This is a genomic window from Chitinophaga niastensis, assembly GCF_003014755.1.
In the GTDB taxonomy this organism is placed as follows: Bacteria; Bacteroidota; Bacteroidia; order Chitinophagales; family Chitinophagaceae; genus Chitinophaga; species Chitinophaga niastensis.
Genome location: NZ_PYAW01000002.1, coordinates 347,301 through 372,383 on the forward strand (window position 1 = coordinate 347,301; position 25,083 = coordinate 372,383).

Sequence of the window (25,083 nt, forward strand, 5' to 3'; positions counted from 1 at the left end):
AAAAGCTAATTCTGAACAGACTGGATACCACGCCTCTTCTTGGCTGATTAAAAGAAATCGTGTAGGTTTGGCCCCATGTTGTCAAAGGCGCAAATTAAATATATTCAATCATTACAGCACAAAAAAAACAGGCAAAAATCCAGCCAGTATATAGCAGAGGGTGATAAGATTGTGCAGGAGCTGCTACAGGCGGGCATGCCCGTGAAAGCAATTTATGCTACACATGATTGGTTGGAGCAGCATACTCCATTGCCAGGTAGTTTACCGGCAGATGCGGTGGTGGAGGTAGATGCGTCTGTACTCAAACAATTATCTTCTCTTACTACACCCAACAGGGCCATGGCTTTGCTGGATATGCCTTCAGGCGCGGATCAGTTGCCGGCTGCAGGTACAGTGGCACTGGCGTTGGAAGCTATTCAGGACCCCGGCAATATGGGTACACTTATTCGTATAGCCGACTGGTTTGGTATTCCTCAGATCATTTGCTCCCCGGATTGCGTGGATGTTTACAATCCTAAAACTATACAAGCCACCATGGGCAGCATTGCACGGGTACGTATAGCCGAACACGATATAAAAGAGTTGTTACAGCAAACAAAGCTACCATCATATGCTGCTACCTTACATGGTAAGAATATCGCCGGCTTTCCAATGATGAAAGAGGGCATTATTCTTATTGGCAATGAAGGCAGAGGATTAACAGAAGAAGTAATAGCGCTGGCTACCCATCGGATCACCATTCCCCGCATTGGCGGTGCTGAATCATTAAATGCCGCTGTGGCCGCCGGCATCATTTGCGGCCGCCTGCTTATTTAATTAATTATGACTCCCCGCATCCTGCTTATTTGTTTGTTATTGTTATGTGCTGCCTGTAATACTCATGTACAGCGAAAAGTAACGCCTGCATTTTATTACTGGAAACAAACATGGACCGGCAATACTACCGAACTGCAATATGTGCAACAGCTGCCGGCAAAGCGGCTATACATCAAAATGTTTGATGTAGACCTTGATGAGATAACAAAGGAACCTGTGCCAGTAGCCATTTTCCGGCAACGTGCGCCCTTCCCGGACAGTGTGGATATAGTGCCGGTTGTTTTTGTGATGAATGAAGTATGGGAAAAAGCGGATAGCAACCTGGCGCCGAAGATAGCCCGGCTGCTTCAACAGCTGTGCGACAGCATTCCGGCTGCCCGTATGCCGGAAATACAGTTGGATTGCGACTGGACTAAAACTACCCGCGCTAACTACTTCTCTTTTATACAACAGATCAAAAAACAACCATTTTTTCAGCATCGCCAGTTATCTGCCACCATCCGCATGTACCAGCTGAAATATCTGACCAGTAGCGGTGTTCCACCAGTTGATAAAGGGTTGCTGATGTGTTATAATATGGGGGATCTGCATAAGCCTGGTGATCATAATTCTATTTTGGATGTGGCTACTATGACCAGCTACATAGGAAACGACCGCATAGCAGGATATCCCCTACCTTTGGATATTGCTTTACCACTGTTTGAATGGAGCGTGTTATTCCGAAATGGCCAGTATATAGGTATTTTAAGAAATGTGGGAGAGAAGGAGTTGCGTAATACCCTTCTTTTTACCCACAGCGGCGAACGTTTATATACGGTGCAAAAAGACACTTTAATAAGCGGTTATCCACTACAGAAAGGTAATGTGGTACGGCGCGAAACCAGTGACCATAAGGCTTTGGAAGCATCGGCACGTTTAGTGGCGCAACAGCGGCAGGCGTATGACCCGATCATTATTTTTTATCATCTTGATTCAGTAACCCTTCATAATTATCCCCTGGATGAACTACAGAAAATTTACCGTCTTTTTAATTAGTGTTTGTGTGTTGTTCTTTGGGAACGCCATTTACACATTTTCCTGCGGCGGCGGCGATTTTGACCCTTACGATTATTATGTGTCATTTTTCAAACCTGGTTTGAGCACGCCAGGATATGAGCCATTTTATTACACGCAGGTTGCTCCCTTTTATGAGGACCCTACTCCGTCAGAGGAAACTGCTAATGTGGCCGATTGGCAAAGGTTTACCGGAGATAAGGTAACGGCAGCGGATATACGCGAATGTATTTACGAATACAGCCATGATCAGCTGGCAGTTATTGCAGCCGGGAGTACCATATTACCGGATAGCGTAAAACGGAATACTTTTGTACAGTTTTTATTGAAAGATAAAAACCAGGAAGTGAGCAGGTATTTATTGTTTGCCAAAAGCTGTGAACCGGCTGCAACCAATATAGATAGATGGTCTCCGCCGAATCAGACCTATTCTTTTCTCGACAGTTTACAAAGAGAGGGAGAAGCGTTGTATAATAAAACAAAGGATAAAGAAATCCGTGAACGTTATGCTTTTCAGTTAGTAAGACTGCAGCATTACAGTAAAGAATACGCGGAAGCAATCAAGTCTTTCGATAAATACTTTACTCACAAGAGTACGCCATCATTGGTGTATTATAAAGCGCTGTCGCTTAAAGCCGGTGCTATGTTGCGTTTGAAAGACAGTGTGCAGAGTGCGTATATTTTTTCGCGTGTTTTTGAAAAAGCACCATCCCTGCGTATCAGCAGCTTTACAGGGGTGATGTGGGGCAACACAACGGAAGCAGCTATTTATCCGTTATGTAAGGATAACCACGAAAAGGCCATCGTAGCTGCTATCTACGGGTTTTCTTCTCTGGAAATAGGTCCGGGATCGTTGAATGCAGTATGTACATTGGACCCCGCCTCTCCTGCATTGAGTATATTATTATCCAGGCAGATAAATATTCTGGAAGATAAATACCTCAATCCGTATATCACTGACAGTCTGTATTACGGGAAGGTAGGACGCATATCTGACTTTCATCTGCCGGTGCAGCAGGAAGTAAAATCATTGCAATCATGGGTGGATAGTATTATCGATAGAGGAAAGATTAAAGACGTGGACTTATGGCGTGTTTCCTCTGCTTACTTATCCTACATGCAACGAAACTATCCGGCAGCAATAGCACAGCTGAATAAATCAGCAGGCGTAAAAGACCCGGGTATAAAAGACCAGTGGGAAATCGTAAATCTGCTGGTAAGTATCAATCAACAAAAGACCATTGATAGTGCATTTGAATCCAGGCTGCTGGCCTCTTTCAAATGGCTCGACAGCAAACAGGGCAAACGAGGCAGGGAAGATAACTGGCAGTCGCCCGACAGTGTATTTTTCTTCAATAAAACCTATCGTAACCTGTTGTTTGCTATTCTGGCTCCACGCTACAAGCAGCAGGGGGATATGGTAAAAGAAGCATTGATCAGGGCGCGCGCTGATGTGTTGGATATGAGCCTTTATACCGGATCAACAGCTGTTTCACTTATCAAAGATGATATGAAATCAGCGGAGCTACTTCAACTGAACAGCTTTCTGAAGAAATCTTCCAAAACCCCGTATGAGTCTTATCTGTCAAGGTTTTTCCCGAAAAAAGTAAATTTAGACAGAGTGATAGGCGAGAGTTATATGCGGGTACATGATTTTAATAATGCGTGTACCTGGTTGAAAAAAGTACCTACCGCCAGCCAGGCCGCTTCTTACCTCGTGTTCCAGGAGCAGCTGCAGGATTTTGGGCAGGATACCAGTGAAGAGGATTATAAGACAACTATTACCGAGTATCAGTTTTGCAACCGTATGGTACAATTACAGGCGAAGATGAAGATCACGCCGGTACCTGCAAAAGTATATTACGATTATGCGTCTGCCTTATTCAGTATTTCTTACTATGGCAAAACATGGTACTTTGTAAAAGACGCCCGTCCAACAACAGCCTGGTATAGTTCTTCCTGTGATAAAGACCCGTTTGAGAAACAGTATTTTGGTTGCTACGAAGCAGAAAGTTATTATCTGAAGGCCGCGCAGGCGAGCACAGACAGGGAGTTTAGGGCAAAATGCGCATTTATGGCAGCACGTTGTTCACAAAAACATATTCCAGACACTAAGAATAATGATATGTACATGTCTGCGTTGATCCATAACCGTTACTTTCCACTGCTGACCAATAATTTTGGACAAACACAGTTTTACCAGGAGGTATATGGCCAGTGCAGCTATCTGCGTGACTATGTGAGAAGTACCCGGAAAAAGTAATCACTTAAACTGGATAGCCTTTACCGGTGTAATCCGCCGGATGATCAAAGAAGGCACCAGCAATATGACGGTGCAGATGGCAAACGTACCAATGTTAATCAGCAGTATCTCTACCCAGTGTATGGATACTGCTGCTACTGACATGTAATAGGATTCTTCCGGTAGCTTGAACAATCCTGTGCTTTGCTGCAGGAAAGCGAGTCCCAGCCCAAAGAAATCACCAATCAGTACACCCAGCAGGATAATGTAGCCTGCCTGATAAACAAATATTTTCTGAATAGCCCAGTTGCGCATACCCAGTGCTTTGGAGATGCCTATCATGTTGGTACGTTCCAGTATCAGTATCAGTATGGCTGTAATCATGTTGATGATGGCCACTATTGTCATGATGGCAATAATAATTATTTCGTTCTGGTTCTGTAATTGCAGCCAGTCAAAGATGTTGGGATAGATATCACGGATAGTGCGTGTAAACAATTGATCCGGCAATAGGTGGTTATCGATATACCGGCTTATGGAATCCATATTATGGTAATCATTAAGGGTAATCTCGTAACCGCCTACCTGTGTGGGTTCCCAGTCGTTGAGCTTTCGTACCAGGTTGAGGTCACCGATCACGAAGGTTTTATCGTATTCTTCGATGCCGGTTTTAAATATGCCCGTTACCGTTAGCTTGCGTGCGCGGGGAGGTAATCCGCCGCCTTGTATAAAATAGATGATCGTTTTATCATTCACTTTTACCTGCAGCTCTTTGGACATATATTCGGAGATCATTATTCCCGGTGCATAGCTGGTATCGTTAAAGGAGAGCAGCTTTCCTGATTGCATGAAACGCTGCAGCTGAGGCCAGTCGTAGTTTTTATCTACTCCTTTAAAAATAATACCGTCTATTTCCTTATCAGATTTAATGATAGCAGATTTGGTAGCGTAGTTGCTGATGGTTTTGATGCCGGGTACCAGCTTAATGCTATCCAGCAGGGTGGGGCTGCTGGTAAATGGAAGCTCTTCTGTTAAGGGGCCGGCATTGGGTTGATATTGATTGATATGAATATGACCCCAGAAGCTGAATATTTTTTCCTGTATTACTTGTTGAAAACCGTTTACCAGTGCAGTTGCCAGTATCATTACCGCTACGCTCACCGCGGTAGCGGCTACTGCTATATTGATAATGAATTTGGAAAAAGAAGATGCTTTGTTGAAAGCAATCCGTCTGGCGATAAAAAATGATAAACGCATGTCGCAAATATAGTAATTGCTTTTATCTTCGCCCTGATGGCTTTATGCTTTCAGCTTTAAATCGTAACTTGAATACATCAATCACCTCATATGCGTACAGCAGCATTATTTCTTATGGTGGCCCTCTTTTCTGGTCTGATCAGTGGCAGGGTAACAGCCCAGGTAAACTCCATCACCCCGGACCATGTTTATTACAATAATATCAAATCAGTAAAATTTAACCAGGCAGGTGATCCGCTTAGTATGCCGATGTATACCATAGGTGGCGGGGAGAAACTGGAATTATCTTTTGATGATATGGATAATGATGTAAAAAACTATTATTATTCGTTTATCTTATGTAATGCAGACTGGACGCCGGCGCAGGTGAATCAGTTTGATTACATGCGCGGGTTTTCGGAAACAAGAATACTTGATTACCGGTTGTCGAGTGTGTCTTTACAGCGGTATACGCATTACAGTGTGCAGTTGCCGGGCACCAATAGTTACCCGGTAAAATCAGGCAACTATCTGCTTAAAGTTTACCTGGACAGCGACACCTCTCAACTGGCATTTACACGCCGCATGTTTGTGGTGGAAAATAAGGCCGGATTAGCCGGATATATCCAGCAGCCTATCACTCCTAAATTATTCCGCACTCACCAGAAGATCAATTTTGAAGTAAATACAGGATCATTAAATATCCAGAATCCTTTTGATCAGTTAAAAGTGGTGATCCTGCAAAACTATCGCTGGGATAATGCCATCACTAATCTGAAACCACAATTTATTAATGGAAATGTTATCAAATACAATGCAGAACAGGATTGTATTATGCCGGCCGGAAAAGAGTACCGGTGGATAGATCTGCGCAGTTTCCGTTTGCAAACAGAAAGAGTACAGCGATCGGAATATAAAAGAAACAGCACGGATGTATTTGCAGTAATGGACTATGAAAGAGCGGATAAGGTATACCAGTTTATTAAAGATGTGAATGGCAGATATTACCTCGCCACACTGGATGATTACAATCCCAATTTTGAAGGTGATTATGCTGCTGTGCATTTTTCTTTTGCCTCGCCGGAACCATATGCAGGATATGATATGTACATATATGGAGAGCTCACCAACTACGAATGCAACGATAAAAATAAGCTCACATATAATGGTGCCAGTCGCGCTTATGAAGGCACCCTTTTCTTAAAGCAGGGATATTATAACTACATCTATGGCACGGTAGATAAAACAAAGCCCAATGCTAAATTCAGTACAGAGTTAACAGAAGGGGATTATTGGGAAACAGAGAACAACTATACCATTTTGCTGTATTACCGCGCGTTGGGAGGGAGGTCTGATGAGTTGGTATCGAGTATAACATTGAATTCTATATTGAATAGAAAATAGAACTATGATTTTTGTGATTAGTATGATTATCCTGAAATCTCCGCTCATCAGGATAATCATACTAATCACAAAAATCATAGTTCAGACACCTACACTTTGCCGCAGCTTCACAATATTTGCCGCGCCACGTTTAATGATAATCCGCGTACCTCTTTCATAAGTAAAGTAGCGATAGAACCAGTTGATAAATACCACCAGTTTATTTCTGAATCCGAGTAGACTCATGAGGTGTACAATCATCCATACGATCCAGGCGAAGTAGCCGTTGAGGCGCATGCCTGCAAATTCGGCTACTGCCCTGTTACGGCCTATAGTGGCCATACTGCCAAGGTCTTTATAATAGAAGTCTTTCATGGGTTTATTTTCCAGGGCAAGGCGTATGTTGTGAGCTACGTTTTTACCTTGTTGTATGGCTACCTGTGCTACCATGGGGTAGCCTTTAGGGAAACGGGGATCGTTTGTCATCTGTGCGATGTCGCCGATAGCAAGAACGTTGGTGTATCCTTTCACCTGGTTAAATTCATTTACAAGTATACGACCGTTGGGCAGGAGTATTTCCGGTGGTAAACCTGCTACCGGTACGCCTTTTACGCCGGCAGACCAGAGGAGCGATTGTGTTTTGATATGTTCACCCGTACTGAGGGTAATGGTTTGTCCGTCGTATTCTTTTACACCGGTATTGATCATTACACGCACGCCCAGGTGGTGTAATGCTTCCAGCGTTTTTTTAGATGTTTGTTCACTGAAGGAAGCGAGTAATTTAGGGCCTGCTTCAATGAGGTATACATTCATTAATTCCTGAGGAAGATCAGGATAATCTTTGGGCATGATATATTTGCGCAACTCTGCAAAAGCGCCGGCCAGCTCTACACCTGTAGGGCCGCCACCTACCATTACAAAATTGAGTTTAGGTTTTATTTCTTCCGGATCTTTTAGCAATAAACTTTCTTCAAACTGTTTTATTACATAGTTCCGGATCTGCACTGCTTCTATAAGGGATTTCATACCAATGGCATTTTCTTCGATGCCTTTGTTTCCGAAAAAGTTAGTGTTACTACCTGTTGCAAAAACGAGGTGGTCATATCGGATTTCACCGATACCTGTTTCCAGGATATTTTCTGAAGTACGGATACCGGTAACCTCTGCCATGCGAAATACCAGGTTATGTTGTTTTTTGAAAATACCGCGCAGTGGAAAGGCAATACTATCAGGCTCCAGGCCGGCAGTAGATACCTGGTATAGCAAAGGTTGGAAGAGGTGATAGTTGTTTCTGTCCAGTAAAACTACCTGAACGGGTGCATGTTTGAGCTGTTTGGCAAGATTTACGCCGCCGAATCCGCCGCCTACTATAACTACGCGCGGTTTCGTGGTTTCCGGGATGTTGGGCTGAATCATAATTCGTCTTTTTATATTGTACAGCAAGCTGCAGATGATATGATAATCCTTTTACTTTAACACATTCGCCGGTTAGCTGTTCGATAAACGGTGTACCAGTGTTTAATATTATCAAAGTTACGAAACTTTCAGAAAAAAATGAAAGTTTTGAAATGTCTTTCACAGGATTAGGCTGATTATACTGATTACCCTGATTTTCTTTTGCTGATTTTGAAAGATTTAAAAAGATTGGCGGAGATTTCAGCGGGTATTTTACTTTTTTTTGATTTTAAAAGATTAGCGAAGATTTCAGCGGATATTGTCTGAACCAGGATTTAACGGATTGAATGGATTACCATGATGGATGCCGAAGATCATAGCGAAGATATTCGCATATATCTTCCAGATAAAACAATATAACATCCATCAAGGTAATCCATTCAATCCGTTAAATCCTGGTTCAGACAATATCCGCTGAAATCTTCGTTAATCTTTTAAAATCAAAAAAAATAAAATACCCGCTGAAATCTCCACTAATCTTTTTAAATCTTTCAAAATCAGCAAAATAAAATCAGGGTAATCAGTATAATCAGCCTAATCATGAGAAAGACATTACTGTAAACAATATTTAAAGATCAGCGTCGCCGCCGCAGCACCTGTCAATGGCCCAAGAATGGGTATCCATGCGTAGCTCCAATCGCTGTCGCGTTTACCGGGGATGGGCAGGAGAAAGTGCATCAGCCGTGGGCCCAGATCCCTGGCGGGGTTGATGGCATAACCCGTAGGACCGCCCAGCGATAAACCAATAGACAGCACCACAAAAGCCACCGGCAATGCGTCTAATGAACCAATGCCTGCAGTAGGACCAGTGAGATAAAATATAGCCAGAATAAATACCAGCGTAGCAACAAATTCAGTGAGGAAATTATACCGGTTGTTTCGTATAGCTGGCATGGTACAGAATACGCCCAGCTTGGTTTCTGCGTCTGTGGTGGCATCAAACTGTTTTTTGTAACAGAGCCATACCAGCAATGCTCCCAGCATAGCGCCAGCCATTTGAGCGGCTACATATCCGGGTACTTTTTCCCAGGGAAAATCTCCCATCATGGCTTTTGCCAACGTAACAGCAGGATTAAGATGGGCGCCACTGTATTTTCCGGCGCAATACACGCCTATAAACACTGCCATGGCCCAGCCCATAGTGATGACAATCCATCCGCCCTGGTTGCCCTTGGATTTGTTGAGAATTACATTGGCTACTACACCATCTCCCAGGGCAATGAGAAATGCAGTTCCAACTATTTCGGCTAAATAAGGTGACATAAGTTGAAGGAATGAATATTGATGAATGAAGGAAAAATTATTCTTCAGTCCAGGCTTGTGCCGCTCTGATAGCACGTTTCCAGTCGCCGCACAATTTATTCCGTTGTGAAGCTTCCATAGTGGCATCAAAGGTGGCATCTATTTTCCATTGCTGTGCAATCGTTTCAATGCTGTCCCAATAGCCTACCGCCAGTCCTGCGAGGTAAGCTGCACCGAGTGCCGTGGTTTCCGTAATAACGGGACGGACTACACGAACATTCAGCAGATCAGCCTGGAACTGCATGAGCAGATTATTTTTTGTTGCACCACCATCTACCCGTAATTCGGTGATAGGCATGCCTGCATCGGCTTCCATGGATTTAAGTACATCCATTGTCTGAAAGGCAATGCTGTCTAATGCTGCCCGTGCAATGTGTGCAGCGCTTGATCCGCGGGTAAGTCCTACCATAGTGCCGCGTGCGTGTTGATTCCAGTAAGGGGCTCCTAAACCGGCAAAGGCGGGTACCAGGTAAACACCGTCGCTGTCGGCAACAGTAGCAGCGAGTTTTTCCACATCGGCAGAATGGCGGATGATGCCGAGGCCGTCACGGAGCCATTGTACCACAGCGCCACCAATGAAGATGCTGCCTTCCAGTGCATAATTCGTTTTTCCATTGATTTGCCACGCTACGGTAGTCAGCAAATTATTTTTAGAGGGGATCGGTTTTTCGCCGGTATTGAGCACCATGAAACAACCGGTACCATAAGTGTTTTTGATCATACCCGGTTGCGTACACATTTGCCCGAAGAGGGCCGCCTGCTGGTCGCCGGCAATGCCTGCAATGGGAATACGATAGGGTGTAAGATTGGCTTCCGAGTAGCCGTACACTTCGCTCGATTGTTTTACTTCCGGTAACAGGGAAGCTGGTATTTCAAAGAGAGACAATAATTCGTTGTCCCATTTCATATCGTGGATATTAAACAGCAAAGTGCGGGAGGCATTGCTCACATCGGTAATGTGTAGTTTGCCGTTGGAGAAGTTCCATGCCAGCCAGCTGTCAACCGTACCAAAGGCGAGTTCGCCGTTATCCGCTTTTTTGCGGGCATCGGGTACATTGTCCAGGATCCATTTTATTTTGGTAGCGGAAAAGTAGGCGTCTATTCTGAGACCGGTCTTTTCTTTTACGAATGGTTCTTTACCTTCTTTTATCAGTGCATCGCAGAAGGCGGCGGTGCGGCGGTCCTGCCATACGATGGCATTGTGAATAGGTTTACCTGTTTTTCTATCCCATATGATGGTTGTTTCCCTTTGATTGGTAATGCCAATAGCGGCAATATTTTCACCGGAGGTACGTGCTTTCAGGATGACTTCTGCTGCCACACTCGCCTGTGAAGTCCATATTTCCATGGCATCGTGTTCTACCCATCCGGGTTGCGGAAATATTTGTTTGAATTCTTTTTGGGCGATTGCTTTGATACTGCCTTGATGATCAAAAATAATAGCGCGGGAGCTGGTAGTGCCTTGATCTAATGAAAGAATATATTTTCCCATCGGGTTTTCTTTTTTGCGTGGATATTATGATTGAATTTAATTCTTTTATCCAACAAAACACAATCATCTCCCAAAGGGATGGGCATCTGCAAAAAAAAATCCCCGGCGCAATAACTGCACCGGGGACACACCATCTAAAAAATATCTTAAAGACTACATTTTCTTTGCATCTTCCAGGAATTTCGCCAGGCCGATATCCGTTAACGGATGTTTTAACAATCCAAGGATAGACTCTAACGGGCAGGTACATACGTCAGCACCAACTTCAGCACATTTTACAATGTGGAGTGCACTACGGATAGATGCTGCGAGAATTTCAGTTTTGTAACCCTGTAAGCTGTAGATCTGTGCAATTTGTGCGATCAGTTCTACGCCATCCCAGTTGGTGTCATCAATACGACCAATAAAAGGAGATACGTAAGCAGCGCCGGCTTTAGCTGCCAGGATAGCCTGACCAGCAGAAAATACCAGTGTACAGTTTGTTCTGATGCCGTTGTCTGTAAACCATTTGATGGCTTTCACACCGTCTTTGATCATCGGAACTTTCACCACAATATTTGGGTGAATAGCTGCCAGTTTCTTGCCTTCTTCGATAATAGATTTGAAATCTGTAGAAAGTACTTCCGCACTTACATCACCATCTACGATAGCGCAGATATCTTTGTAATGTTGCGTAATAGCTGCTTCGCCTTTAATACCTTCTTTGGCCATCAGGGTAGGATTGGTGGTTACACCGTCCAGTACGCCAAGATCATGAGCTTCCTGTATTTGCGCCAGATTAGCTGTATCGATAAAGAATTTCATACTATACTAGAATTAGTTTGTCAGGAATAATGTGTCACGTGAGTCACTTAGTGGAGTACGCTGTCATTAGTGAAAGAGGTGGAGAAAATAGCAACCAGATACTATTGACAAGCAACTAATGACCTTTGGAAAAAAGAAAAAAAAGGCAAGTTACTTATATCGCACCGCTACAACCACTTACCCTTGCTACATTCCTGTCCTGGGGGAGTTCAGTAGGAGCTGGTCGTATAAGACTTGCCGGTTGCAAAGGTAATATAATGTGTTGAATCTCCAAATATTATGAGAGAAAAATTTCAAAAAAGATTTCAGAACGTATTTACACGCACACTTTTTATGTTAGGAATGTAGGAACTATGTATATACAACGGAAAAATATATATTTGTATATACAGTGGCCCCGCCGGTGATCTAACCCACCTATATGATGATGTGAATACAATCGGCAAAACCATCTGATGAAGTTAATTATTAAACCTATACACACTTTCACTTATGGAATCATTTAAACAAACTACCCCTGATGACTTGCTGGGAGATTTGCAGGATGGAACCGTTCAGGAACCAGCCACTAAATCACAGCGGTTCGGAAATTTTATTATTGATTATGTTATTGCAATGGCTGTATTAATGGCTATTGCATTCATGCTTGGTTTACAGCAGATTGTATTAGCAGAATACGAATATCAGCTGATCTTTGTTTTGCTGTATGTTGGCTATTGTTTTATTATGGAAGCCTTTGCAAATGGCCGTACTATTGGTAAAATGATCACTAAAACCCGTGTGGTAAGGTATGACGGGCAACCACTGAGTCCCTTAACCGTTTTAGGCCGCTCGTTTTCACGGATAGTACCGTTTGAGGCCTTCTCTGGTTTGGGGGATGCTCCGTGGCATGATAAATGGACAAATACTGAAGTTATTAAGGATAAGAAATAATTTAAAGAGGCGTCCCGGTTAAAGGACGCCTCTTTTTTTAATTATCTTTTGTCGTATAATAATTATAATCATTGAGCACTGTTTCGAGGAAACTGGTATGTGGCATATCTGTTTGTATCTGTAATACTTCTTTCACCCGGAACGCCACCCTGGCCGCCAGTTCTTCATCCCTGGCCTTTAATGCGCGATCCAGCAGGTCCTTTACCTTGTTCATATCCCTGTCAGATAATTTCATAATCTGTGGAAATTGCGGCTGGTAGCCAATGTTAGACATGTCTCTGAATATGGTTTCTTCTATACTGCCTTTCCTTTTGGTACTGATCACAATCGTACCGGCAATCAGATCACCCAACCGCTGACTGTAAGATGTGCGCATAATGGCTACTATCGGGATGATCACCGGTATAAAGAATATGTAAAACAGCAGCGGAGATTCTACCATCCGGAATATCCATCTTATCAAGTGTTGACTGATGCTTGGACGATTACCCACCATACTTACTACTTTCACATGCATTACTTTTTTTCCGGGTGTTTGCCCACCCATTGCTATTTCTGCAATAGGAAAATAAAACAGGATCGGTAACACGATAAGAAACATATAAATGATCAGATTGTCTGTATACTCCATCCGGAAAGAAGTTAATACCAGGTATCCCATCAGGAAATAACATAAACGCACAGCTAAATCAATCAGCCAGGCAATGAACCGTTTCATTATATCTGCTGATTCAAACTCAAGGTCTATGTTAAAGGAAGTTGGTATTTTTATCTCTGCCATACTCAAATTTACATATTAGTTTATATATTGTTTATCGATTTAGTATGTTTGCCGATATTTTCCCCATAAGTAACCCCGTTACTGTAGGTAATTATCTGTATTTTAAAAGGGAAAGAACTCGCTATGAGAGAATCGCTGTTTATCAAGAAAAATTTGTCCCGCTGGAAACAATACCAGGAGGAACAAACAGATGACCCTGATGAGATGGCAGAAAGATTTGTATCTGTATTAGATGATCTGTCTTATGCCAAAACCTTTTACAGTTTTAGTAAAGTAACCCATTATATAAATGGCCTTGCTGCCGGCATCTATCAACGTATTTATCAGAACCGCAAGGATGATGTAGGTCGCTTTCAGTTGTTTTTCAAATATGAGCTACCCTTGTTGTTCAGGAGGTATCACCGGTTGTTGCTGTTTACGCTGTGTTTCTTCCTGCTCTTCTGTATTATTGGTGCTTTTTCCTCGGCGCACGATGAAACTTTTGTGCGCGGGGTACTGGGAGATGAGTATGTAAATATGACGGAGCGTAACATTGCCAACAATGATCCTTTTGGCGTGTATAAAGAAGGCAACCCGCTCCTGATGTTTGTAATGATCGCTTATAATAATATCAAGGTTTCTTTCTATTGTTATGTAGGCGGTATTTTCCTGGGTATAGGTTCGCTTTATCTGTTGATCCGCAATGGTGTAATGTTGGGTGTATTTCAATATCTTTTCTTTACACATGGTCTTGGCTGGAAATCTATACTGGTGATATGGATACATGGTACACTGGAAATATCCAGCATCGTAATTGCTGCCTGTGCAGGCATTATTCTGGGTAACAGTATACTATTCCCCGGCACGCGTAAGCGCGTGGATTCATTGCGTAAAGGCGCAAAAGACGGCATCAAAATCATGATAACGTTAATGCCTATATTTATTGTAGCTGCTTTCCTGGAAAGCTTTGTTACCAGGCATACGGGCATGCCATTGTGGTTAAGTCTTTTTATTCTCCTCGTTTCGCTGAGCTTTATACTGGGCTATTTTATTTTTTATCCCATCTATCTGTATCGCAAAGGATATCGTTTGAGTGCGGAAGGAAAGGTATTAACGCCGTTTACCGTTTCAAAGCAGTAACCATGAAATTTTTTGAACTGAAAATGTATCTGATAAAAGGGTGGTTGCTACTATTACTCTGTTTGCCTTTAACAGGTATTGCACAGGAGCAGGTGGATACTGCCATTGATACGATAGCAGTGGATAGTACGTCTTCCGCCGCAGTGCAGGGTAATAGCACTGCGCAGCATGGTGAAGAGCAGGATATCACTGTGTATGAAATGAGAAAAATACCTGGTGCTATGGTGAAAGAGTTGCAGGAAGATAAAAGACTGCAATACCGTGATAAAGAAGAGAAAAAACCAGTTGATAACACCTGGGCAGCACGTTTTATCCTTGGATTGATCCAATTTATCTTTACCATTCGCTATGTGCTGATGGCTTTACTCCTGCTTGGTTTAGGGTTTATGCTCTATATTTTTATGAAGAACAACGGGATGAGCATTTTTCGTAAACCACAGCTCATAGGTGGTTTGGAAGAAATACAGGAAGAAGAACTACACAGTGCGGAAGAATATGAAGGAAAGATCAATGCAGCTATTAAATCTGGCGACATCCGGCAGGCGATCCGCTGGTGGTATTTGTATACACTGTTTCAACTGGCCAGCCGGCAGCTGATTATAGCGGGCAGAGAAAAAACGAATAACGATTATCTCCGTAGTATGCGGGAGTCTCCTTACTATAAAAAATTTGCAACACTGACATTGGACTATGAATATATCTGGTATGGTGGATTTGAAGTGAGCGAGGAAAACTTCAGGGATATTAATCAGCAGTTCAGAGATTTTAATAACACATTAGGAAAAGCTTCGTGAAGACCAGAATAATTTATATCGTCTCAGCTGTAGTACTGTTGCTGGTCATATTATTGATCGCTGGTGGTAATCTCTCCCGTAATATGGGAGATCAGTCCACCGAAATGAGCAAGTCTACTTTTTCCAATAAAGATAAAAAGGCAGGCGGCGTATATGCGGCGTTTAAACTGCTGCCCCGGCTATTTTACAAGAATTCACTACAGGTGGTTACCAAACCTTTTGCCCGCACCTATGAAAGGGAAAAGGAACTGAAGTATACCGGCAATGCTTACATACTGGTAGCAGATGAATTGTTTACCACCGAAAAAGATATTGAGGCGATGCTGGATTATGTATCGCCCGGGAATGAATTATTTATTGCGGTGAATACGCCCGATCCTGCGCTGGCAAAGCAGTTGAACTTCACCACTGTTGATGGTACAAATTTGCAGAAACAGAAAGTGGGATATGTACAACAATATGTAGATAAAACAGTACCGATAGATACCAGCTTCAATTATGACGGCATGATCAGCGGCAGCTATTTTTCCCATATTGATAGTGCCAACACCACTGTACTGGGTGCCAATTACAAGAACAAGCCGAATTTTATCCGTGTTTCACATAACAGTGGCTACTTTTATATTTTATTAAATCCTTACACTTTCACCAACTATTTTGTACTGCATAAAAATAATGTGGCGGCACTGGAAACACAGCTGTCATATCTGCAGTATGATGCCAACAATGTATACTGGGACGATTTTTACAACAGCCAGGATGGCCCACAGTCGGGCGACTTCAGCGAGTGGCAGGTATTAATGCGTTATCCGGCAATGCGTTGGGCACTCTGGCTGGCGGCGGCATTAGTACTGCTGTATGTTATTTTTGAAAGTAAGCGCAGGCAGAGAATTATTCCTGATAAACCAGCACTCACCAATACCTCACTCGAATTTGTAGATGCAATAGGACAGTTGTATTATCAACAACATAATAACTTCAACCTGGCGCATAAAATGATTACGCATCTGCTGGAGTATATACGTACCCGTTATTACATCAATACCAACCTGCTGAATGAAGAGTTTATCGCAAAATTGTCTAAGAAGTCTGCCGTATCTGAAACAGATATACGCGAGCTCTTACAGATGATGCATCATATACAGCTGGAAGGAAATATAAGTGATGATTATCTCAAAGAATTTTACAAACGCATTCAACTATTTTATCTAAATACGAAATAAGTAATGGACAGCAATGCATTTCAACCCAGAACTGATTTTTCTGCCTTGCATGAAGGTGTAGAGGCTATCAGGGCGCAAATAGGAAAAGTAATTGTAGGACAGCATCAGATGGTAGACCTGCTGATAGCGGGGGTACTTACCCAGGGCCATGTGCTGATAGAAGGGGTGCCGGGTGTAGCTAAAACGCTTACCGCCAAACTGCTGGCGCAATGCGTGGATGCTGACTTTAGCCGTATTCAGTTCACGCCGGATCTGATGCCGGCAGATGTATTGGGTACTTCTGTTTTTAATCCGCAAACGAGAGAGTTTGAATATAAAAAAGGACCAATTTTCAGCAACCTCGTACTGATTGATGAAATAAACCGTGCCCCTGCAAAAACACAGTCGGCTTTGTTTGAGGTGATGGAAGAAAGGCAGATTACCAATGATGGTGTTACCTATAAACTGGATCGCCCTTTTATGGTAATTGCTACCCAGAACCCTATTGAGCAGGAAGGAACTTACCGTTTGCCGGAAGCGCAGCTGGATCGTTTTCTTTTTAAGATAGAAGTTAAATATCCGGATCTCAAGGAAGAAGTAACCTTGCTGCAAAGCATTCATCAGTTTAATGGTGAAACAGATCTTACTAAAATGGTAAGCCGGGTAGTTACTGCCACGCAGATCATTGAATTTCAGAACCTGGTACGCGAGGTACGTATTGATGAGAAATTGCTGCATTATATAGCGGCTATTATTAATGAAACACGTATGAACGCATCGCTTTACCTGGGCGCTTCTCCGCGTGCATCCATTGCCGTTATGAATTGCTCCAAAGCTATTGCGGCTATGCGCAACCGGGATTTTGTGATTCCTGATGACGTAGTGGAAATGGTGCCGCATGTATTGCGTCATCGTATTATGCTGACTCCTGAAAAAGAAATGGAAGGTATCAGAACAGATGATGTGATTGCACAGATCATCAAGATGGTGGAAGTACCGAGATAAGCTGTTATAAGCTATTAGCCTTTAGCTATTAGCTTTTAGCAAGTTTGTTCCAAAAAGATATCTGAATTTTTAGTAGCTAAGAGCTAACTGCTAAGAGCTAAAAGCTAGAATAAATGTCTGCAACTGTAAAGAACAATTTATACCAATTACTTTTTTTCACAAACAGGTTGTACCTGTTGTTGAGCGTGAATGTGCTGTTATTTATAATTGCCTTTTTCTTCCCGCGCATGTACAACATCGCTATCATTTCTTTTATAGTAATGATAGCGTTGTTATTACTGGATATGGTATTGGTATTGCTGCGTCCATCAAGTATTATATCATTGGAACGTAAAGCCAGCGTGCGTTTCAGTAATGGTGATCAAAATGAAGTAGTACTGACATTGCATAACCAGTATCCTTTTCCTGTATTTGTATCTATTATTGATGAGTTACCTTTTCAGTTCCAGGAACGTGATTTTTCTTTGAAAGGTAAGGTGGGCACAGGTGAGCAGCAACGATTTCATTATAATTTACGACCTGTTGAAAGAGGTGTGTATCAGTTTGGCTACAGCAATGTATTTATAAAAAGTGCATTGGGTATGGTGAGCCGCCGTTTTGTTTTCGACAATGAACAAACGGTGAGCGTGTATCCCAGCTTTCATCAGCTGCGGCATTATGCATTGTATTCCTACATGAACCGGTTAAATGAAATAGGCGTGCACAAACGCCGTGTAATTGGGCATAGTATGGAGTTTGATCATATCAAGCCATATACAAAAGGAGATGATGTGCGTATGCTCAACTGGAAAGCTACTGCCCGTACAGGTAACCTGATGGTAAATAACTATGTAGAAGAAAAATCGCAGCAGGTATACTGTGTAATTGATAAGGGCCGCACTATGAAGATGCCCTTCAATGGCCTGTCATTGCTGGATTACGCCATTAATGCTTCGTTGGTATTCAGCAATGTAGCGGTGAATAAAGGAGATAAAGCAGGGTTAGTTACTTTTACAGAAAAAAAGATTGACGTACTGGCTGCCAGTAATAAAAAAGTGCAGCTAAATAAAATACTGGAAACATTGTATTCGCAGGAAACGCAGTGGCAGGAAAGTGATTACGAAGCGTTGAGTGTGCAGTTGCGCAGCAGCTTATCCACACGTTCTTTACTGATGTTGTTTACCAATTTTGAGTCGATGTCCAGTTTGCAGCGGCAGCTACCTTTTTTGCGTCGCCTGGCGCGTTATCATTTGGTACTGGTAGTATTTTTTGAGAATACGGAATTGAAGAAAGTAACAGAACAACCGGCTTACGATATAGAAGGTATTTACAAACAAACCATTGCACAAAAATTTGCGTACGATAAAAAGCTGATCGTAAAAGAGCTGGCGAAATATGGCATTATGTCGTTGTTAAGTCCACCTGAGCATTTAACGCTGAATGTGGTGAATAAGTACTTGGAGTTGAAAGCGCGGATGCTGATATAATTAATGTTTACCTCTCTTTTTATACAGATCCCTGGTGTCATTGATAATTTTGGAATCATCATCCGGGGCTTGTTTCACAGGTATTACAGAGCGGAGGTACATATTGGGATTGTGTTTATACCAGGCTTCTACCGTTACTGTCTTTGATGTATCTGCTTTATCCAGTAATAGGTCCTGCCCTATAATTTTTCCGGTAGAAGTACCAAACCGGAGCACTGATGTGTCCAGCGGAAATATCTTACCACTACTGAATTTTCCTTCTACATTTAAGTAATACCGGATATCGCGTTTAATGCTATCTGCATAGTGATTGAATCTTATGCCAATCACATGCGGCAGGGTTAGTGACGTTTGTATAGGTGTATTATCCGGGAGTGTAACGGTGAAGGTAATACGATGATGTTCTTTTTCCAGCTGTTGCCTGTTGAAATGTAAAACACCATTTTGTATACTGCCGTTGCTGGTGCTGATATTTATTTTATTCCAGCGGTAATCGCCGTGTAAGAGGCCTGTTGTTTGTGCGGTGCTGCTGTCACTATAGATGAGCTGTAAACCAATAGCCACGCGGTTATACAATTCTGCCACTGCAGTAGTATCATAGCTGGTGATTATCCTTACTACTTTTGCCTGCTGGGCATTTGCCATCAGGGAGGTGAATAAAGCGAAGATGACAAGGTGTAATTTCAAGCTATTGTTTTTTATGACAGCAGAAAAAATCGTTCCGGGTTAAATTTTCCAGGCAGCTACTGACTGGATTTCTGCCTGTAATTCGCGTATCAGGCGTTGTACAATATCATCGATGCTGCTGATGTCGTGTACCATTTCCACACTTTGACCGGCCCCCCACAATTGTTGATAGGAGCCAGGTTTGATGGCTTGCTCCAGCTTTTTCATGCCACGCAGCTGTACCAGCATTTTAAAATATTTGCGGGTACGGGCATTGTTGCTCAACATTTTTTCTATCCAGTTTTGTCGATATCCCATTTTTTGGGCAACAGGTGTATTGATGATATTGCTGGGAGTACCGGATAATCTTTCCGTGAGTACGATGTCTTCCATGCCGTAATCCACAATCGCCTGTTTATATTCATTACTCACAGCCGCTTCTTTGCTGGCAATAAAACGTGTGCCAATAGAAACACCGCGGGCGCCCAGTACCATTGCGCTGGCTATTTGCTGACCGGTGGCAATGCCTCCTGCGGCTACAATTGATTTACCGGGAAATTCTTTTTGCAGGGCAGGTACCAGGATGTGCATGGGATAAGGACCTGCATGTCCGCCGGCGCCGGTGGTAACAGCAATGAAGCCATCGCAGCCTTCTTTAGCAGCTTTAGCAGCGTGTGCTATGTTGGTTACATCGCACAATACTTTGGCGCCGTAGCTATGTGCTGCCTGGATCACTTCCCGCGGATTGCCGAGGGACGTGATATAAAAAGGTACTTGTGCTTCCACACATTCCTGCAATTGTTTTACGTACAGTGGATTTGTTTTTTGTACGATAAGATTTACACCGTAGTTACCCTGTTTGCCGTTGAGCTGTGCTTTATGTGCATTCAGATTGGCCAGTACAGTTTTTAGCTCTCCTTCCTTCCTGTAATTCAGCGTAGGAAAAGTACCTGCTATTTCATTGTCCATACCAGCTTTCACCATAGCTTCATTGCTCACGAGGAACATGGGTGCCATAATGATGGGATAGCGTATCTGTAGATCAGCTTTTAGCATGAGGCTTTTAGCTTTTAGGAATTAAATAAATCAGAGGAGATAAAAATTGATAAAGCTAAAAGCTAACGGTTAATTTCTAACAGCTAACTGCCTGGCTACATATTTACCAAGAATATCAAATTCCAGGTTGACCAGGTAGCCGGGTTTTATTTTTGATACATTGGTATGCTCGTAAGTGTAAGGAATGATAGCTACCGAAAACTCATTAGCGGTAACATCAAAAACCGTGAGACTGATACCATTCATGCAGATGCTTCCTTTTTCCACAATAAGGGCTGCAAATTCCTTCGGGTAACGAAAACGGTATAACCAGCTGCCACTTTGTTCCTGGCAGGAAATACATTCTCCTACGCTATCTATATGGCCCTGTACGAGGTGGCCGTCGATGCGCCCGTTGAATACCATGGCTCTTTCCAGGTTTACGTATTGTGTGGGGGAGAGTTGACCGAGGTTGGTTTTTTGCAGGGTTTCCGCTACCGCAACGGTTTCATAGGTATTGCCCTGTATATTGGTAACAGTCAGACATACCCCGTTGTGTGCTACACTCTGGTCTATTTTTAATTCGCCTGCAAGGGCTGTTTGTATCGTTATTACCAGGTTTCCGCCTTCCTTCCTGGTAGATACTACTTCTGCTAGTGTTTCTATGATTCCTGTGAACATACGGCTAATTTAAGAAAATTTCTATACCCTCGGCTTCCAGGGAATTTCATCTACACCTAATTTGTGCCCTACCCAGCGGGCCAGTACAAATAAATAATCACTGAGCCGGTTAATATATTTCAGTACCAGTGGCTCAATGAACATATGTTGCTCCTGCATGCCTACACAAAGACGTTCCGTACGGCGGCATATACAACGGGCAATGTGGCAGGTAGATACAGCTACGTGGCCTCCGGGCAATATAAATGACTTCATCACGGGAAGATCTTCATCCATCTGATCCATACTCTTTTCCAGCAGCGTAATATCTGCTTCGTGGAGATCCGGGATCTTCAGTTTCGTTTCTTTATCCGGATCACAGGCCAGTGCGGCGCCAATGGTGAAGAGGCGGTCCTGTATTTCTTTAAGCAGATTTTTTGTATCTGGATCGGCGATATGATCATTGACGAGGCCAATGTAGGAGTTCAGCTCATCTACAGTGCCATAGGCATCAATACGGATATCGCTTTTGGGAACTTTGGTGCCTCCGATCAGGGATGTTTTCCCTTTGTCGCCTGTTTTGGTATATATTTTAAAAGACATTTGTTAGCGGGTTGTTCTGTTGCAAATTACGAATTTGCAGGGAGAGAGGGGAGGCCCTTACTCACTAACTATAGGAGGTTACTTTTGCGTTGACAAGGTCAGATTCAATGACACCATCGCGCAAACGTATCACCCGTCTGGCATGATCGGCAATATCTTCTTCGTGTGTAACCAATACTACGGTGTTACCGGAATCATGGATACTCCCGAATATTTCCATAATTTCTATAGATGTTTTCGAGTCCAGGTTACCGGTGGGTTCATCCGCCAGTATCAGGGAGGGATTATTGACCAGGGCACGGGCAATGGCCACGCGCTGGCACTGTCCGCCGGAAAGCTCGTTGGGTTTATGTTTAGCGCGATCGCTCAATCTCACTCTTTCCAACATGGCGTGAGCCCTTTCTTCTCTTTCTTTTTTACTGACGCCGGCATAAATCAGTGGGATAGCTACATTTTCCAGGGCTGTCAGGCGCGGCATCAGGTTAAACTGCTGGAATACAAACCCGATCTCCTTTCCGCGCACGGTGGCCAGGGAATTGTCATCCATTTTACTCACATCGTGTCCGCTCAGGATATACCTGCCATCGGTGGGCGTATCCAGGCATCCCAGGATATTCATCAGCGTAGATTTTCCGGAGCCGGAAGGCCCCATGAGGGCCACATATTCGTTCTTAAAAATGTCCAGCGTTACCCCTTTGAGTACTGGCAGTTCATTTTTTCCGAGAAAATAACTTTTCCTGATTTCTTCCAGGTGGATAACAGACTTTTGCATGTGGGTTATTTCTTTATAATTTTCGGCACTTTGAAATATTCCTTTGTTGCTGCAGGTGCATTCTGCAGGGCTTCTTCCCGGCTGATGGAAGGGATCACCTTATCTTCCCGGAAAACATTATAGTCAACTGTCAGGTGTAGCAGCGGCTTCACATGCGTAGTATCCAGTTCATTCAGTTTCTCTACAAAGGTGATCATCCGTTGAAGATCTCCGCGTATTTCAACTTTTTCCTGCTCGTTAAACTCCAGTCTTGCCAGATCCGCTAACTGTTGCACCATGGCGTCGTTCACTTCCATAATCAAATTAAATCAAAAGATAATGAAATATAAATGGTAAATATGATAGTAAATCAAAATTAGGGATAAACGGCCAGAAATTCAGCTTTTAGCCTTTAGCGATCAGCTTTTAGGCATTATGTTAGAAATTTCTTACAAAAACACTAAAGGCTAAAGGCTAAAAGCTAACAGCTATTCTTTAAATTGCGCCCTGTTATGGCTATTCAAAAAGAAATTGTGGTAAGCGGAATCCGCCCCACCGGGAATTTGCACTTAGGCAACTATTTTGGCGCCATCCGTAATTATATCCGGATGCAGGAAGATTTTAACTGCTACTTTTTTGTGGCAGACTGGCATTCATTGACCACTCACCCGGATCCTAAGGATCTGCCGGGCAATGTAATGAGTGTGCTGGCGGAGAATATTGCGTCAGGGCTGGACCCGGAAAAGGTGTCGCTGTACGTACAAAGCGATGTGCCTGAGATAGCAGAATTATATCTGCTGATGAATATGCTGGCCTATGTGGGTGAGTTGGAAAAAGTGCCCACCTTCAAGGATAAAGTACGTTTACAGCCGGAAAACGTGAATGCAGGATTGCTCACCTACCCGGTGTTGATGAGCGTGGATATATTGATCCAGCGTGCAGCAAAAGTGCCTGTGGGTAAAGATCAGGGGCAACATCTGGAGATGGCCCGCAACTTTGCACAGCGTTTTAACCACCGTTATGGCGATTTGTTCCCGGAACCGGAAGCCTTTAACTATGGTGATAACCTGGTACGCATTCCCAGCCTGGATGGTAAAGGAAAGATGAGTAAAAGTGAAAATGAGATGGCTACTATATACCTGGCCGATGAAGATGACAAGATCCTCAGTAAAATAAAGAAGGCTAAAACGGATACAGGCGCAGGTGAACCCGGCGCACCTATACCGGAATCAGTACAAAATCTGCTGGACCTGATGAAACTGGTGTCTGCTCCGGATGTAGTACCATTCTATGAAGCGGCTTATCATAATCAGTCTATCCGCTACGGTGATCTGAAAAAACAGCTGGGCGAAGACATGGTGAACTTCGTTGCCCCTATTCGTGAAAGGGCGAAAGCGTTGCAGCAGGACACCGAATATTTAAAGAAAATAATGAAAGCCGGTGCAGAGAAGGCCAGGGCAAATGCGGCACAAACTTTGCAACAGGCGAAAAAACTAATCGGGATAAATTATTATTGAAAAAGTCATCAACTGTAGCTATTTTCAGTATTAACCACCTATCATCGCATGGCAAAACAGAATAAGATCAAACATATAGCCATCGCCGGTAATATCGGCGCAGGCAAAACTACACTCACGGAAATGCTTTGCAGGCACTACAAATGGCACCCGCAGTATGAAGATGTAGAACATAACCCATATCTGAACGATTTTTATGAAGATATGCCCCGCTGGTCTTTTAACCTGCAGGTATATTTCCTCAACGGCCGGTTAAAGCAGCTGCTGGAAGTACAGAACGGCAAAGAAACGGTGATTCAGGATCGTACCATCTACGAAGATGCACACATCTTCGCTCCCAACCTGTATGAAATGGGGTTGATGACCAAACGGGACTTTGATAATTATTTCAATTTTTTTGAAACGCTGAAAAGCATGGTGAAACCTCCGGACCTGCTGATCTATTTGCAGGCATCCGTTCCTACACTGGTAGCGCAAATTCAGAAGAGAGGAAGAGAATATGAAGAAAATATCCGCCTGGACTACCTCAAACGCCTGAACGAATATTATAACAACTGGATCGAGAAATATAAAGAAGGTCCGTTGCTCATTATTGATATCGATAAAAATAAATTTCCTGAAAGCGACGAAGACCTGGGTGAGATTATCTCCAGGATTGATTCGCAGCTATACGGTCTTTTTTAGCAGATACAAAGCCTTCAGCAAACGCTGAAGGCTTTTTTTATTTCGTTTATGTTTCATTAACATTTCCCCGATCTCCACTTCCTA

The 25,083-nt window shown here is 43.1% G+C and carries 24 protein-coding genes and 1 other RNA gene; 12 read left to right on the forward strand and 13 right to left on the reverse strand.

Annotated features, from left to right (window positions below; all coding sequences use genetic code 11):
* Positions 1-75: 75 nt before the first annotated feature.
* From CLV51_RS10000 to CLV51_RS10010, 3 genes are read left to right on the forward strand one after another with little or no spacing between them, the layout of a single operon-like run.
* Positions 76-816: a TrmH family RNA methyltransferase gene (locus CLV51_RS10000; protein WP_106527899.1), complete on the forward strand. Its 741-nt coding sequence runs from the start codon at positions 76-78 to the stop codon at positions 814-816.
* A gap of 6 nt (positions 817-822) precedes the next feature.
* A complete protein-coding gene (locus CLV51_RS10005; protein WP_106527900.1) occupies positions 823-1,851 on the forward strand; it encodes a hypothetical protein in 1,029 nt (342 codons plus the stop codon).
* Positions 1,817-4,132 carry a hypothetical protein gene (locus tag CLV51_RS10010; protein ID WP_106527901.1) on the forward strand — a complete coding sequence of 772 codons (2,316 nt, stop codon included), beginning with the start codon at positions 1,817-1,819 and terminating at the stop codon, positions 4,130-4,132. The genes CLV51_RS10005 and CLV51_RS10010 overlap by 35 nt, the downstream gene beginning before the upstream one ends.
* Here CLV51_RS10010 and CLV51_RS10015 read toward each other — a convergent pair whose 3' ends face one another.
* Positions 4,133-5,368 carry an ABC transporter permease gene (locus CLV51_RS10015; RefSeq protein WP_106527902.1) on the reverse strand — a complete coding sequence of 412 codons (1,236 nt, stop codon included), beginning with the start codon at positions 5,366-5,368 and terminating at the stop codon, positions 4,133-4,135. It abuts the gene before it with no gap.
* A 90-nt stretch (positions 5,369-5,458) separates the two neighbouring features.
* Here CLV51_RS10015 and CLV51_RS10020 point away from each other — a divergent pair, with 90 nt between their 5' ends.
* Positions 5,459-6,751, forward strand: coding sequence for a type IX secretion system plug protein (locus CLV51_RS10020; protein ID WP_106527903.1), 1,293 nt, complete (start codon positions 5,459-5,461; stop codon positions 6,749-6,751).
* Between the two features lie 81 nt (positions 6,752-6,832).
* Here CLV51_RS10020 and CLV51_RS10025 read toward each other — a convergent pair whose 3' ends face one another.
* The 5 genes from CLV51_RS10025 to ffs all read right to left on the reverse strand — a co-directional run bounded on the left by CLV51_RS10025 (position 6,833) and on the right by ffs (position 12,023).
* Positions 6,833-8,146: an NAD(P)/FAD-dependent oxidoreductase gene (locus tag CLV51_RS10025; protein WP_106527904.1), complete on the reverse strand. Its 1,314-nt coding sequence runs from the start codon at positions 8,144-8,146 to the stop codon at positions 6,833-6,835.
* 591 nt (positions 8,147-8,737) lie between these two features.
* Positions 8,738-9,448 (reverse strand): MIP/aquaporin family protein, encoded by a 711-nt coding sequence (locus CLV51_RS10030; protein ID WP_106527905.1) that lies wholly within the window; start codon positions 9,446-9,448, stop codon positions 8,738-8,740.
* A gap of 37 nt (positions 9,449-9,485) precedes the next feature.
* On the reverse strand, positions 9,486-10,979 hold the full coding sequence (gene glpK, locus CLV51_RS10035) for a glycerol kinase GlpK (RefSeq protein ID WP_106527906.1): 1,494 nt from the start codon (positions 10,977-10,979) through the stop codon (positions 9,486-9,488).
* Positions 10,980-11,132: 153 nt separating this feature from the next.
* A complete protein-coding gene (gene fsa, locus CLV51_RS10040) occupies positions 11,133-11,783 on the reverse strand; it encodes a fructose-6-phosphate aldolase (RefSeq protein ID WP_106527907.1) in 651 nt (216 codons plus the stop codon).
* Between the two features lie 140 nt (positions 11,784-11,923).
* Positions 11,924-12,023: signal recognition particle sRNA small type (gene ffs, locus CLV51_RS10045), an RNA gene on the reverse strand.
* A gap of 252 nt (positions 12,024-12,275) precedes the next feature.
* Between ffs and CLV51_RS10050 the strand changes: the two genes are divergently transcribed.
* Positions 12,276-12,716, forward strand: a complete 441-nt coding sequence (locus CLV51_RS10050) for an RDD family protein (RefSeq protein ID WP_106527908.1) — start codon at positions 12,276-12,278, stop codon at positions 12,714-12,716.
* 37 nt (positions 12,717-12,753) lie between these two features.
* Here the strand turns inward: CLV51_RS10050 and CLV51_RS10055 are convergent, their stop codons facing one another.
* Positions 12,754-13,497 carry an RDD family protein gene (locus tag CLV51_RS10055; protein ID WP_106527909.1) on the reverse strand — a complete coding sequence of 248 codons (744 nt, stop codon included), beginning with the start codon at positions 13,495-13,497 and terminating at the stop codon, positions 12,754-12,756.
* A gap of 123 nt (positions 13,498-13,620) precedes the next feature.
* On the opposite strand from CLV51_RS10055, the gene CLV51_RS10060 reads away from it, so the two are divergent.
* The 5 genes from CLV51_RS10060 (at position 13,621) to CLV51_RS10080 (ending at position 19,083) form a co-directional block, all read left to right on the forward strand.
* Positions 13,621-14,616: a stage II sporulation protein M gene (locus tag CLV51_RS10060; protein WP_106527910.1), complete on the forward strand. Its 996-nt coding sequence runs from the start codon at positions 13,621-13,623 to the stop codon at positions 14,614-14,616.
* Between the two features lie 2 nt (positions 14,617-14,618).
* Complete coding sequence (locus CLV51_RS10065) at positions 14,619-15,410, forward strand: hypothetical protein (RefSeq protein ID WP_106527911.1); 792 nt, start codon at positions 14,619-14,621, stop codon at positions 15,408-15,410.
* Positions 15,407-16,633: a DUF4350 domain-containing protein gene (locus CLV51_RS10070; RefSeq protein ID WP_146151264.1), complete on the forward strand. Its 1,227-nt coding sequence runs from the start codon at positions 15,407-15,409 to the stop codon at positions 16,631-16,633. Before CLV51_RS10065 ends, CLV51_RS10070 begins: the two co-directional genes overlap by 4 nt.
* Positions 16,634-16,636: 3 nt before the next feature.
* Positions 16,637-17,617, forward strand: coding sequence for an AAA family ATPase (locus CLV51_RS10075; RefSeq protein ID WP_106527913.1), 981 nt, complete (start codon positions 16,637-16,639; stop codon positions 17,615-17,617).
* A 113-nt stretch (positions 17,618-17,730) separates the two neighbouring features.
* A complete protein-coding gene (locus CLV51_RS10080) occupies positions 17,731-19,083 on the forward strand; it encodes a DUF58 domain-containing protein (RefSeq protein WP_106527914.1) in 1,353 nt (450 codons plus the stop codon).
* On the opposite strand, the gene CLV51_RS10085 is transcribed toward CLV51_RS10080, so the two are convergent.
* From CLV51_RS10085 to gatC, 6 genes are all read right to left on the reverse strand, one after another.
* Positions 19,084-19,770, reverse strand: a complete 687-nt coding sequence (locus CLV51_RS10085) for a hypothetical protein (protein ID WP_106527915.1) — start codon at positions 19,768-19,770, stop codon at positions 19,084-19,086. It abuts the gene before it with no gap.
* 39 nt (positions 19,771-19,809) lie between these two features.
* Entirely contained in the window at positions 19,810-20,805 is a 996-nt protein-coding gene (locus CLV51_RS10090) for an NAD(P)H-dependent flavin oxidoreductase (RefSeq protein WP_106527916.1), read from the reverse strand.
* Between the two features lie 69 nt (positions 20,806-20,874).
* A complete protein-coding gene (locus tag CLV51_RS10095; RefSeq protein WP_106527917.1) occupies positions 20,875-21,465 on the reverse strand; it encodes a riboflavin synthase in 591 nt (196 codons plus the stop codon).
* A 21-nt stretch (positions 21,466-21,486) separates the two neighbouring features.
* The gene (locus tag CLV51_RS10100; RefSeq protein ID WP_106527918.1) at positions 21,487-22,047 is read right to left on the reverse strand and encodes a cob(I)yrinic acid a,c-diamide adenosyltransferase; all 561 of its coding nucleotides are present in this window, start codon (positions 22,045-22,047) and stop codon (positions 21,487-21,489) included.
* A 64-nt stretch (positions 22,048-22,111) separates the two neighbouring features.
* On the reverse strand, positions 22,112-22,819 hold the full coding sequence (locus tag CLV51_RS10105) for an ABC transporter ATP-binding protein (RefSeq protein ID WP_106527919.1): 708 nt from the start codon (positions 22,817-22,819) through the stop codon (positions 22,112-22,114).
* A 5-nt stretch (positions 22,820-22,824) separates the two neighbouring features.
* The gene (gene gatC / locus CLV51_RS10110; protein ID WP_106527920.1) at positions 22,825-23,115 is read right to left on the reverse strand and encodes an Asp-tRNA(Asn)/Glu-tRNA(Gln) amidotransferase subunit GatC; all 291 of its coding nucleotides are present in this window, start codon (positions 23,113-23,115) and stop codon (positions 22,825-22,827) included.
* Positions 23,116-23,310: 195 nt separating this feature from the next.
* On the opposite strand from gatC, the gene trpS reads away from it, so the two are divergent.
* Both trpS and CLV51_RS10120 read left to right on the forward strand, forming a co-directional pair.
* The gene (trpS, locus tag CLV51_RS10115) at positions 23,311-24,315 is read left to right on the forward strand and encodes a tryptophan--tRNA ligase (protein WP_106527921.1); all 1,005 of its coding nucleotides are present in this window, start codon (positions 23,311-23,313) and stop codon (positions 24,313-24,315) included.
* 48 nt (positions 24,316-24,363) lie between these two features.
* The gene (locus CLV51_RS10120) at positions 24,364-24,999 is read left to right on the forward strand and encodes a deoxynucleoside kinase (protein WP_079470695.1); all 636 of its coding nucleotides are present in this window, start codon (positions 24,364-24,366) and stop codon (positions 24,997-24,999) included.
* The last annotated feature ends 84 nt before the right edge of the window (positions 25,000-25,083 follow it).

Coding starts and splice junctions, on each gene's coding strand:
- CLV51_RS10000 (WP_106527899.1), top strand. CDS start 76: ATGTTGTCAAAGGCGCAAATTAAATATATTCAATCATTACAGCACAAA.
- CLV51_RS10005 (WP_106527900.1), top strand. CDS start 823: ATGACTCCCCGCATCCTGCTTATTTGTTTGTTATTGTTATGTGCTGCC.
- CLV51_RS10010 (WP_106527901.1), top strand. CDS start 1,817: ATGAACTACAGAAAATTTACCGTCTTTTTAATTAGTGTTTGTGTGTTG.
- CLV51_RS10015 (WP_106527902.1), bottom strand. CDS start 5,368: ATGCGTTTATCATTTTTTATCGCCAGACGGATTGCTTTCAACAAAGCA.
- CLV51_RS10020 (WP_106527903.1), top strand. CDS start 5,459: ATGCGTACAGCAGCATTATTTCTTATGGTGGCCCTCTTTTCTGGTCTG.
- CLV51_RS10025 (WP_106527904.1), bottom strand. CDS start 8,146: ATGATTCAGCCCAACATCCCGGAAACCACGAAACCGCGCGTAGTTATA.
- CLV51_RS10030 (WP_106527905.1), bottom strand. CDS start 9,448: ATGTCACCTTATTTAGCCGAAATAGTTGGAACTGCATTTCTCATTGCC.
- glpK (WP_106527906.1), bottom strand. CDS start 10,979: ATGGGAAAATATATTCTTTCATTAGATCAAGGCACTACCAGCTCCCGC.
- fsa (WP_106527907.1), bottom strand. CDS start 11,783: ATGAAATTCTTTATCGATACAGCTAATCTGGCGCAAATACAGGAAGCT.
- CLV51_RS10050 (WP_106527908.1), top strand. CDS start 12,276: ATGGAATCATTTAAACAAACTACCCCTGATGACTTGCTGGGAGATTTG.
- CLV51_RS10055 (WP_106527909.1), bottom strand. CDS start 13,497: ATGGCAGAGATAAAAATACCAACTTCCTTTAACATAGACCTTGAGTTT.
- CLV51_RS10060 (WP_106527910.1), top strand. CDS start 13,621: ATGAGAGAATCGCTGTTTATCAAGAAAAATTTGTCCCGCTGGAAACAA.
- CLV51_RS10065 (WP_106527911.1), top strand. CDS start 14,619: ATGAAATTTTTTGAACTGAAAATGTATCTGATAAAAGGGTGGTTGCTA.
- CLV51_RS10075 (WP_106527913.1), top strand. CDS start 16,637: ATGGACAGCAATGCATTTCAACCCAGAACTGATTTTTCTGCCTTGCAT.
- CLV51_RS10080 (WP_106527914.1), top strand. CDS start 17,731: ATGTCTGCAACTGTAAAGAACAATTTATACCAATTACTTTTTTTCACA.
- CLV51_RS10090 (WP_106527916.1), bottom strand. CDS start 20,805: ATGCTAAAAGCTGATCTACAGATACGCTATCCCATCATTATGGCACCC.
- CLV51_RS10095 (WP_106527917.1), bottom strand. CDS start 21,465: ATGTTCACAGGAATCATAGAAACACTAGCAGAAGTAGTATCTACCAGG.
- CLV51_RS10100 (WP_106527918.1), bottom strand. CDS start 22,047: ATGTCTTTTAAAATATATACCAAAACAGGCGACAAAGGGAAAACATCC.
- CLV51_RS10105 (WP_106527919.1), bottom strand. CDS start 22,819: ATGCAAAAGTCTGTTATCCACCTGGAAGAAATCAGGAAAAGTTATTTT.
- gatC (WP_106527920.1), bottom strand. CDS start 23,115: ATGGAAGTGAACGACGCCATGGTGCAACAGTTAGCGGATCTGGCAAGA.
- trpS (WP_106527921.1), top strand. CDS start 23,311: ATGGCTATTCAAAAAGAAATTGTGGTAAGCGGAATCCGCCCCACCGGG.
- CLV51_RS10120 (WP_079470695.1), top strand. CDS start 24,364: ATGGCAAAACAGAATAAGATCAAACATATAGCCATCGCCGGTAATATC.